Source organism: Epilithonimonas zeae (assembly GCF_023278365.1).
GTDB lineage: Bacteria > Bacteroidota > Bacteroidia > Flavobacteriales > Weeksellaceae > Epilithonimonas > Epilithonimonas zeae_A.
Window position 1 is genome coordinate 3650822 of sequence record NZ_CP075338.1, and the last position, 11580, is coordinate 3662401.

The following is an 11580-nucleotide window of genomic DNA, read 5'->3' on the forward strand; positions in this document are numbered from 1 at the left end:
CAATTTATAACTCTTTCATTTTATGAAAGGGGGATTTCTTGTTTATATATACTTTATTTCGTTATTTGATATAAAAATATTTTGCACTACGTCGTGAAAAGATATACCGGCGTTGCAGTTAGAAAAGATTGATAAATAAGGGTTTAAGTTTATTCTGATAGCGCCAAAAATCAAAAAAACTGATTCTTTATTTTTTTAATCTAGTCTGATATTTTTTAAAACAAAATATTTTTTAACCCTTTTTCTTATAATTTTATGAGTAAAACACAGGCCGCTCCTAAAGTTCAAGGTACAGAGAGGATCAACTTTTCGTCAGCGAAAGGTAGAATCGATACACCTGACTTTTTGGACATCCAAATCCAGTCTTTCAAGGAGTTTTTCCAGCTAGACACGCTTCCTGAGCAACGTTTGAATGAATCACTTTACAAAACGTTCCAGGAAAATTTCCCAATTACAGATTCTAGAAACCAATTTGTTTTAGAATTTCTAGATTATCTGGTAGATTCTCCACGTTATTCTATAGATGAGTGCGTAGAGAGAGGTTTAACGTATAACGTTCCTCTAAAGGCTAGACTTAAATTATATTGTACAGATCCGGAGCACGAAGATTTCCAGACTGTTGTACAGGATGTATATTTAGGTCCGGTTCCTTATATGACTCCGTCTGGTTCATTCATTATCAATGGAGCAGAGCGTGTTATCGTAACTCAGTTACACAGATCTCCGGGTGTATTCTTCGGACAGACTTACCACGCCAACGGAACTAAGCTTTACTATTCAAGAATTATCCCTTTCAAAGGATCTTGGATGGAATTTACAACAGATATCAACAGCGTAATGTACGCGTATATCGACCGTAAGAAAAAATTACCTTTAACAACATTACTAAGAGCGATTGGTTATGAGTCTGATAAAGAGATTCTTCAGATTTTTGACTTGGCAGAAGAAGTGAAAGTTTCTAAAGCGGCTCTTAAAAAAGTAGAAGGTAGGACTTTAGCTGCGAGAGTATTGAACACTTGGTTCGAGGATTTCGTAGACGAGGATACAGGTGAGGTTGTTTCTATCGAAAGAAACGAAATCATCTTGGATAGAGAAACAATTCTTGAAAAAGAACACCTAGATGTTATCTTGGATTCTGGAGTTAAGTCCATCTTAATTCACAAAGAAAATTCTAACGAGTTCTCTATTATCCAAAATACACTACAAAAAGATCCAACCAACTCAGAAAAAGAAGCGGTTGAATATATCTATCGTCAGTTAAGAAATGCTGATGCGCCGGATGAAGAAACTGCAAGAGGAATTATTGAAAAATTATTCTTCTCGGAGCAGAGATATTCATTAGGTGAAGTTGGTCGTTACAGATTGAACAAAAAATTAGGGCTTAATATTTCTGAGGATAATCAGGTTTTGACGAAAGAAGATATCATCTCTATCGTAAAACACTTGATCGAGTTAGTTAATTCTAAGGCTGAAGTTGATGATATCGATCACTTATCAAACAGAAGAATCAAGACTGTTGGTGAGCAATTATCAGGACAGTTTGGTGTTGGTCTTTCTAGAATTGCCAGAACGATCAAAGAAAGAATGAACGTTAGAGATAACGAGATTTTTACACCTGTTGATTTGGTTAATGCTAAGACTTTAACGTCTGTTATCAACTCATTCTTTGGTACCAACCAGCTTTCTCAGTTTATGGATCAAACCAACCCACTATCAGAAATCACGCACAAGCGTAGACTTTCTGCGTTAGGACCTGGTGGTTTATCTAGAGAAAGAGCAGGTTTCGAGGTTCGTGACGTTCACCATACACACTATGGTCGTATCTGTCCAATTGAAACTCCGGAAGGACCAAACATTGGTTTGATTTCTTCTTTAGGTATGTATGCGAAAATCAATACTTTAGGTTTCATCGAAACGCCTTATAGAAAAGTTGAAAACGGTAAAGTAGATTTACAAGCTGCACCAACTTATCTGAATGCTGAGGATGAGGAATACAAAGTAATTGCTCAGGCGAACGTTGATATGAATGACGACGGTAGCATCAATACAGATAGAGTTATTGCTCGTTTGGACGGAGATTACCCAGTTGTTGAGCCTCAGCAAGTAGATTTGATTGATGTTGCACCAAACCAGATTTCTGGTATTTCTGCATCATTGATTCCTTTCCTAGAGCACGATGATGCGAACAGAGCATTGATGGGATCGAATATGATGCGTCAGGCTGTTCCGTTATTGAAACCTCAGGCACCTATCGTAGGTACAGGTTTGGAAAAACAAGTAGCTAGAGATTCTAGAATCTTGATTAATGCTGAAGGTACTGGAGTTGTAGAATACGTAGATGCTGAAAGAATTGTTATTAAGTACGAAAGAAGCGAGGAAGACGATTTAGTTAACTTCGATTCTGCTACTAAAACTTATAAACTGACTAAGTTCAGAAAAACAAACCAGAGTACGACTATCACATTGAGACCAAACGTAAGAGTAGGTGATACAGTGGAAAAAGGTCAGGTTCTTTGTGACGGTTATGCAACTGAAAACGGAGAATTGGCTCTTGGTAGAAACTTGGTAGTTGCGTTTATGCCTTGGAAAGGTTATAATTTCGAGGATGCGATTGTAATTAATGAAAAAGTAGTTCGTGAGGACTGGTTTACTTCAATCCACGTAGATGAATATTCTCTAGAAGTTCGTGATACCAAATTAGGTATGGAAGAATTGACAGCTGATATTCCAAACGTTTCTGAAGAAGCTACTAAAGATCTTGATGAGAACGGTATGATCCGTATCGGAGCAGAAGTTAAGCCTGGTGATATCCTTATCGGAAAAATCACGCCAAAAGGTGAGTCTGATCCAACACCGGAAGAAAAACTTCTTAGAGCTATCTTCGGAGATAAAGCTGGTGATGTAAAAGATGCTTCATTGAAAGCAGATTCTTCTCTAAGAGGAGTTGTAATCAACAAAAAATTGTTCTCTAGAAATATCAAGGACAAAAAGAAAAGAAGTGAGGAGAAAATCAAGTTGGAAGAAATCGAAAATACTTACAAAAATAAGTTTGACGATTTAAGAAATACTTTGATTGACAAATTGAATACTCTAGTTTCTGGTAAAACTTCTCAAGGTGTGAAAAATGACCTGGAAGAAGAAGTTATCGGTAAAGGAACTAAGTTCACTTTGAAATTGCTTCAGTCTGTTGAAGATTATGTAAACATCAGTGGTGCGGATTGGACTGTTGATGCTGACAAAAATGAATGGATCAAACAATTGATTCACAATTATAAGATTAAATACAATGATCTTTCGGGAGTTAAAAACCGTGAGAAATTTGCATTGTCAATCGGAGACGAGTTGCCAGCAGGTATTATCAAACTAGCTAAAGTTTACATCGCTAAGAAACGTAAACTGAACGTAGGAGATAAAATGGCGGGTCGTCACGGTAACAAAGGTATCGTTTCAAGAATCGTTCGTGAAGAAGATATGCCATTCCTGGAAGATGGAACACCTGTAGATATCGTATTGAATCCACTTGGGGTACCTTCTCGTATGAACATTGGTCAGATCTACGAAACTGTTCTTGGATGGGCTGGTAGAAAATTAGGATTGAAATTCGCTACGCCAATCTTTGATGGAGCTAGTCTAGAGCAGATTACAGAATATACAGACGAAGCTGGTCTTCCTAAATTCGGTCACACTCACCTTTATGATGGTGGTACTGGAGAGAGATTTACTCAGGCGGCAACAGTTGGTATTATCTATATGTTGAAACTAGGACACATGGTAGATGACAAAATGCACGCACGTTCTATCGGACCATATTCATTAATTACGCAACAGCCATTAGGAGGTAAAGCGCAATTTGGAGGTCAGAGATTTGGAGAGATGGAGGTTTGGGCTCTTGAAGCATTCGGAGCATCGAATATCCTTAGAGAAATCCTGACTGTGAAGTCGGATGACGTGATTGGTAGAGCAAAAACTTACGAAGCAATTGCGAAAGGAGAAGCAATGCCAGAACCTGGTATTCCGGAATCTTTCAACGTATTACTTCACGAGTTACAAGGTCTTGGACTTGATGTAAGATTAGAGGAATAATTTATTTATAATTAAGAAATTATCACTCTAAAATTAAGAGCGAAACTCAATTTGAGTTTTCAATCTTTTTAATCTTTAAATCAAAATAAAAAATGTCAAATAAAAATAAAACAAGTCGATTTAATAAAATCACTATTGGTTTAGCTTCACCAGAATCTATTCTTCAGGAATCGAGAGGGGAAGTTCTTAAGCCAGAAACGATCAACTATCGTACGCACAAACCGGAAAGAGATGGTTTGTTCTGCGAGAAGATCTTCGGTCCTGTAAAAGACTACGAGTGTGCTTGTGGAAAATACAAAAGAATCCGTTACAAAGGGATTGTTTGTGATAGATGTGGTGTAGAAGTTACAGAGAAAAAAGTACGTAGAGAAAGAATCGGACACATTGGTTTGGTTGTTCCTGTGGCGCACATCTGGTATTTCCGTTCTTTGCCAAACAAAATTGGTTATTTATTAGGTATCCCGTCCAAGAAATTGGATATGATTATCTATTACGAGAGATATGTTGTGATCCAACAAGGTATTGCTAAGAAAGCAGACGGTTCAGATTTCGATGACAAAGAATTCCTTACAGAAGAAGAATATTTGGATGTTTTGGAAACACTTCCTATCGAGAACCAATATCTTGATGATTCTGACCCGAACAAATTCGTAGCGAAAATGGGAGCAGAAGCTGTTGAAGAATTGTTGAAGAGAATCGACCTAGATTCTTTATCATTCGATCTTCGTCACAAAGCTCACAACGAGTCTTCTAAACAAAGAAGAACAGAAGCGCTTAAGAGATTGAACGTTGTAGAAGCATTGAGAGGTGCTAATACAAGAATGATCAATAAGCCAGAATGGATGATTATGAGAGTTCTTCCTATTATACCACCAGAACTAAGACCATTGGTTCCATTGGATGGAGGACGTTTCGCAACTTCCGATCTTAATGATCTTTACAGAAGGGTTATTATCAGAAACAACCGTTTGAAGAGACTATTGGAGATCAAAGCTCCGGAAGTAATCTTAAGAAACGAGAAGCGTATGCTTCAGGAATCTGTAGATTCATTATTCGATAATACAAGAAAATCTTCTGCTGTAAAATCTGAATCAAACAGACCATTGAAATCTCTTTCAGATTCATTGAAAGGTAAGCAAGGTCGTTTCCGTCAGAACTTATTAGGAAAAAGGGTAGATTACTCAGCTCGTTCGGTTATTGTTGTAGGTCCTAGCTTACAATTGCACGAGTGTGGTCTTCCAAAAGATATGGCTGCAGAGCTTTACAAACCGTTTATCATTAGAAAACTAATCGAGAGAGGAATTGTAAAAACTGTAAAATCAGCTAAAAGAATCATCGATAGAAAAGAGCCTGTAGTTTATGATATCCTAGAAGGTGTGATGAAAGGTCACCCTGTTCTTTTGAACAGAGCACCTACTTTGCACAGATTAGGTATCCAAGCATTCCAGCCTAAGATGATCGAAGGTAAAGCGATCCAACTTCACCCATTGGTAACAACGGCTTTCAACGCCGATTTTGATGGGGATCAGATGGCGGTTCACTTACCATTAGGTCCAGAAGCTATTTTGGAAGCTCAACTATTGATGCTAGGTTCTCAGAATATCTTGAACCCTGCGAATGGTTCTCCAATTACGGTACCATCTCAGGACATGGTTTTGGGTCTGTATTTTATGACCAAAGAAGCTCATTCTACTGACGAGAAGAAAATTCAAGGTGAAGGTCTTGCTTTCTATTCTCCGGAAGAAGTGGAAATTGCTTATGCAGAAGGAAAAGTTTCTCTTAACGCAAAAGTAAGATGTCGTCTTCCAGTAAAAGAGAATGGAGAAATCGTAACAAGATTATTGAACACAACTGTAGGAAGAATTTTGTTCAATCAGATTGTACCAGCACAAGTTGGATACGTTGACGAGTTATTGACTAAGAAATCTCTTAGAAATGTAATTGGTCAGATCTTGGCAGATACAGATTTCCCAACTACTGTTAAGTTCTTGGATGATATGAAAAACCTTGGATATGCAAACGCATTCAAAGGAGGTCTTTCATTCTCTCTGGGAGATATCGTAATTCCTGCTGAGAAAAAAGGAATGATTGCTACAGCAGTAGAAAACGTAGATGAAATTAAGGCTAACTATAACATGGGTCTTATTACAGATACAGAGCGTTATAATCAGGTAATCGACGTTTGGACTAATACCAACGCTGGTCTTACGGAAATGATTATGAGTAGAATGAAGTCTGACCAAGGTGGATTCAACTCTGTATTTATGATGCTAGATTCTGGTGCGAGGGGTTCTAAGGAGCAGATCCGTCAGTTATCTGGTATGAGAGGTTTGATGGCAAAACCACAAAAAGCTGGTTCTGTTGGAGCTGAGATTATTGAAAACCCGATTGTCGCAAACTTTAAAGAAGGTTTGTCAATCTTGGAGTACTTTATCTCTACCCACGGTGCTCGTAAGGGTCTTGCGGATACCGCTCTTAAAACTGCCGATGCTGGTTACTTAACTAGAAGATTGGTAGACGTTGCACAGGATGTTATCATTACAGAGGATGATTGTGGAACTTTGAGAGGTACAGAAATTACTGCACTTAAGAAAAATGATGATATCGTTGAAAAAATCTCTGACAGAATTCTTGGTAGAGTTTCTCTTCACAACGTTTATCACCCAGAAACTGATGAGTTGTTGGCTAATGCAGATGAGTTAATCGTTGAAGCTGTTGCTAAACAAATAGAAGACGCTGGAATCGAAGCTGTAGAAGTTCGTTCTCCATTAACTTGTGAAACCAAAAAAGGTATCTGTGCAAAATGTTACGGTCGTAACCTTGCAACAGGTAAAGGAATCCATATGGGAGAAGCTGTAGGTGTTATCGCTGCACAGTCTATTGGTGAGCCGGGAACTCAGTTAACATTGAGAACTTTCCACCAAGGGGGTACTGCAAGTAACATTTCAGAAAATCCAAGTATCGTTGCAAAACGTGATGGTATTGTTGAGATGGATGAGGTTAGAACAATTAAGTCTGAAGGCGAAGAAGGACAAACTGCGGATATCGTTGTGTCCCGTTCAACAGAATTTAGATTGGTTGCTGATAACGAAGCTAGAACACCAATCATGGTTGCGAACGTTCCTTATGGTTCCGAACTATTTGTGAAACCAGGCGATAAAGTGAAAAAAGGAGATCTTATTGCAAAATGGGATGCCTATAATGCCGTAATCATTGCAGAAACTTCTGGTAAGGTAGAGTATGAGGATATTATCCAAGGTATCTCTTTCGTATTGGAGATTGATGAGCAGACTGGTTTCGAAGAGAAAGTAATCTCTGAATCTAGAAATAAAAAAGCGGTTCCAACTTTGAAGGTTGTAGATGCAAAAGGCGTAGAGCAAAAAGCTTACAACTTACCGGTAGGCGCCCACTTGATGGTTAACGATGGTGAGAAAATTAAGGCTGGTAAAGTCCTAATCAAGATCCCAAGAAAATCTGCAAAAGCAGGGGATATCACCGGAGGTCTTCCAAGAGTTACCGAATTATTCGAAGCCAGAAACCCTTCAAACCCAGCTGTAGTTACAGAGATTGATGGTGTAGTTTCTTACGGTAAAATCAAGAGAGGTAACCGTGAGCTTATCGTTGAGGCTAAAACTGGAGAAATCAAGAAGTATTTGGTTAAATTATCAAACCAGATCTTGGTTCAGGAGAATGACTTCGTTTATGCTGGTGGTCCACTTTCAGACGGTTCTATCACACCGGACGATATCTTAAGAATCAAAGGTCCAACTGCGGTTCAGGAATATTTGGTTAATGAGATTCAGGAAGTTTACCGTCTTCAAGGGGTGAAGATTGATGACAAACACTTCGAGATTATTGTTCGTCAGATGATGACAAAAGTATCGATTGTGGATGGAGGAGATACTCAGTTCCTGGAAGGAGCATTGGAGCACAAATTCGATTTCTTGGAAGAGAACAACAGAGTTTTCGGACTGAAAGTTGTTACCGAGCCGGGAGATTCTAAAGTATTCAAGGCAGGTCAGATGATTACAGCAAGAGAACTTAGAGATGAGAACTCGAAGCTTAAGAGAGAAGATCAGGCTTTGGTACAAGTTAGAGAAGCGCTTCCTGCAACTGCAACACCTGTTTTACAAGGTATTACAAGAGCAGCGTTACAGACAAAATCATTTATGTCTGCAGCGTCATTCCAGGAAACAACTAAGGTTCTTAACGAAGCAGCAGTATCTGGAAAAATCGACTTCTTGACAGGTCTTAAAGAAAATGTAATTGTAGGACACAGAATCCCTGCAGGTACAGGTCTTAAAGATTACCAAAACGTAATCGTAGGTTCTAGAAAAGAATTCGAAGATATTAACTAAAAAAAGATATTATAGATTATGAATTTAAATTTTAAATGATTTATATTCGTAATCTATAATTTTAACAAAATAATTAAACAAAAAAATGGACAATAATCAAAACCAAGATCCAAACAACATTAACATCGAACTTAATGAAGTTGTAGCAGCAGGAGTTTATGTGAACTTAGCTTTAGTAAATCACTCTCCATCAGAATTCGTATTGGATTTCATCCAATTGATGCCAGGTGTACAACAAGCGAAAGTAAGATCTAGAGTTATCGTAGCACCTCTTCACGCAAAAAGAGTTTTAGCTGCACTTCAGCAAAATGTTGCTAACTATGAGCAGCAGTTTGGTGAGATCAAAGAAGTTGAACCTTTCGTATTAGGAGGTAACAACGTTCAAGCTTAAGATATTTCTCTTAACATATCAATCCCGATTCTTCTAGAGTCGGGATTTTTTATTTAGGTTTAATATTTTATTAACTCAACATTTTTTTAAGTTGAAATCTCACCAACTACCTTTGTCAAAATTTTTTATAATGAAGAAGCTATTAGTATTTCTGCAGCTATTTTTATCATTAATGATATTCTCCCAGAAAGGAATTGTAGATACAGCTCAGGTTGTAATTCCGAACCGGTTCAATAGTACAGAAGCAATGCAGAAACCTTATGTGATTATGATTTCCACCGATGGTTTCAGAAGTGATTATACTAAGAAATACAATGCTGAGAATCTTCTGAGATATTCGGATGAAGGTGTTCAGGCAAAAGCAATGTTGCCAAGTTATCCAAGTATTACTTTTCCTAATCACTGGACTTTAATTACAGGTTTATATCCTTCTCATCACGGTCTCATAGATAACTTTTTCTACGATTATAAAAGAAAAGAACCTTATGCAATGAGCAATCGCAAGAATGCTGAAGATGGTTCTTGGTACGGCGGTATTCCTTTGTGGAGTCTGGCGGAGAAACAAAATATGGTGAGTGCTTCTTTACAATGGGTAGGTTCTGCAAGCGATGCAGGCGGAATTAGACCAACTTACTATTATTCTTATCACGAGAAATTTTCGCCCTCAGAAAAAGTCAATAAAGTGATTAATTGGTTGAAGCTTCCGGAAGAGAAACGCCCGCATTTTATCTCTTTATATTTTCCTGAAGTGGATGGTGCAGGACATCATTACGGACCAGAAGCAAAGGAAACTGAAACGGCTGTTCATTTGATTGATAATGCTATTGGAGAATTAGTTCAAAGAGTCAGTGATTTAGGATTGAAGAATGTCAATTTTGTTTTTGTTTCAGACCACGGGATGATACAGGTTGATGGAGGAAACCCGCTTGAGATCCCTTCGATTTTATTGGATAAGCATAGATTTGATTATTATAATTCTCAGACGTTGCTAAGAGTTTATGTTAAAAATCCTGATGAGGTTAGATCTGTTTACAAGGAACTGAAAGCCAATAAAACTGATGATTATGAAGTTTATCTCGACAAAAAACTTCCAAAATATCTTCACTTCTCCACTAGAGATGATAAGTACAATAGAATCGGGCAGATTATACTAATTCCAAAAGCACCTAAAATATTCTTAGAAAAAGGAAGAAAAATATCAGTCGGAAAGCACGGATATGACCCACGAGTTGTTCCTGAAATGAAAGCGACTTTCTTCGCTTGGGGACCAGCGTTCAAGAATGATTTGGTAATTGATGAGTTTGAGAATATTAATGTTTATCCTTTGGTTGCTGAGGTTTTAGGTTTGAAAATCAATGAAAAGATTGATGGAAAATTGAAAATTTTGAAACCAATTTTGAGGCGGAAAAAGTGAGTTTTCTGAGTCGATTTTTACATCAAAAAAGGCCTTCTACAAGTCCGATGGATAGGGCATTTGCAGAGGTGGTTAAAAAGTCTTGATGTTTTAACAAAAGCAACTTGATGTTTTGAGTAAAAGGACTTGATGTTTTTATAAGAGCATCAAGAGGCTTTTGAAAAACTTTAATCTTGTCTAAATTTTCATCTTAGAAATCCCTAAAACAAAAAGAGAGAACATCAGCAGATATCCTCTCTTTTATTTTGAATTGAATAAAACTAATTCTTCAAACTCTTCATATCGATTACGAATCGGTATTTCACATCACTTTTCAGCATTCTTTCGTAAGCATCATTGATGTCCTGGATATTGATAATTTCGATGTCGGAAACAATGTTTTTCTCACCACAGAAATCCAGCATCTCCTGAGTTTCTTTGATTCCTCCAATTAATGAACCAGCGATAGAACGTCTTTTATAAATCATAGGTCTTGTACTTACAGCATCATTCTCAAACTCTCCAATAAAGCCAACTAGAACCAAAGTTCCGTTCACAGCCAAAGTCTGCATATAAGGGTTGATGTCGTGTTCGTAAGGAACAGTATCGATAATCAAATCAAACTTGTTGGAAACGGATTTCATCTGCTCTTCGTCTGTAGAAATAACAACATGGTCTGTTCCAAGTGCTTTAGCATCTTCTGTTTTCCCAGGAGTTCTGGAAAATAGAGTAACTTCTGCGCCCAAACCTTTTGCTAGTTTGATTGCCATATGACCTAAACCGCCCAAACCTACAACTGCAACTTTAGAGTTTTCAGTCACATTCCAGTGTTTAAGAGGCGACCAAGTGGTAATCCCTGCACAAAGTAGCGGTGCGGCAGCAGCCATATCCAGATTCTCAGGAAGTCTTAAAACAAAATGTTCATCAACAATCACAGACTCAGAATAACCCCCGAATGTTCTGGTTTCTTCAAAGTATTTATCTTTTCCATTGTAAGTTCCTGTAAAACCTTTTTCACAGAATTGTTCCAAATCCTGCTCACAACTATGGCAAGTTCTGCAAGAATCTACCATACAACCTACAGCAACCAAGTCTCCAACTTTAAATTTGGTAACATCGCTTCCCACTTGCAACACTTTTCCCACAATCTCGTGACCGAGAACTGCCGGGTAAACCGTTCCGCCCCAATCGTTTCTTGCGGTGTGAAGGTCTGAGTGGCACACGCCGCAGTAATAGATATCGATTTCGATGTCTTTTGGCTGGACTTCTCTTCTCTCGATGGTTAATAATTCCAGATCATTTTCGGCAGCTTGTGTTCCGAAAGCTTTTATTGTACTTGTTTTCATTTTTTTTTC

General features: G+C 37.9%; 5 protein-coding genes. 4 read left to right on the forward strand and 1 reads right to left on the reverse strand.

Annotated elements, in window-relative coordinates:
- Positions 1–255 precede the first annotated feature (255 nt).
- The 4 genes from rpoB (at position 256) to KI430_RS16765 (ending at position 10246) form a co-directional block, all read left to right on the forward strand.
- The gene (gene rpoB / locus KI430_RS16750; RefSeq protein WP_248876029.1) at positions 256–4083 is read left to right on the forward strand and encodes a DNA-directed RNA polymerase subunit beta; all 3828 of its coding nucleotides are present in this window, start codon (positions 256–258) and stop codon (positions 4081–4083) included.
- Positions 4084–4175: 92 nt separating this feature from the next.
- Positions 4176–8441 carry a DNA-directed RNA polymerase subunit beta' gene (rpoC, locus tag KI430_RS16755; protein ID WP_248876030.1) on the forward strand — a complete coding sequence of 1422 codons (4266 nt, stop codon included), beginning with the start codon at positions 4176–4178 and terminating at the stop codon, positions 8439–8441.
- Positions 8442–8526: 85 nt separating this feature from the next.
- Complete coding sequence (locus KI430_RS16760; protein ID WP_027384121.1) at positions 8527–8832, forward strand: DUF3467 domain-containing protein; 306 nt, start codon at positions 8527–8529, stop codon at positions 8830–8832.
- A 130-nt stretch (positions 8833–8962) separates the two neighbouring features.
- Positions 8963–10246, forward strand: coding sequence for an ectonucleotide pyrophosphatase/phosphodiesterase (locus tag KI430_RS16765; RefSeq protein WP_248876031.1), 1284 nt, complete (start codon positions 8963–8965; stop codon positions 10244–10246).
- A 260-nt stretch (positions 10247–10506) separates the two neighbouring features.
- Here KI430_RS16765 and KI430_RS16770 read toward each other — a convergent pair whose 3' ends face one another.
- Positions 10507–11571, reverse strand: coding sequence for an NAD(P)-dependent alcohol dehydrogenase (locus tag KI430_RS16770; RefSeq protein ID WP_248876032.1), 1065 nt, complete (start codon positions 11569–11571; stop codon positions 10507–10509).
- Positions 11572–11580 lie beyond the last annotated feature (9 nt).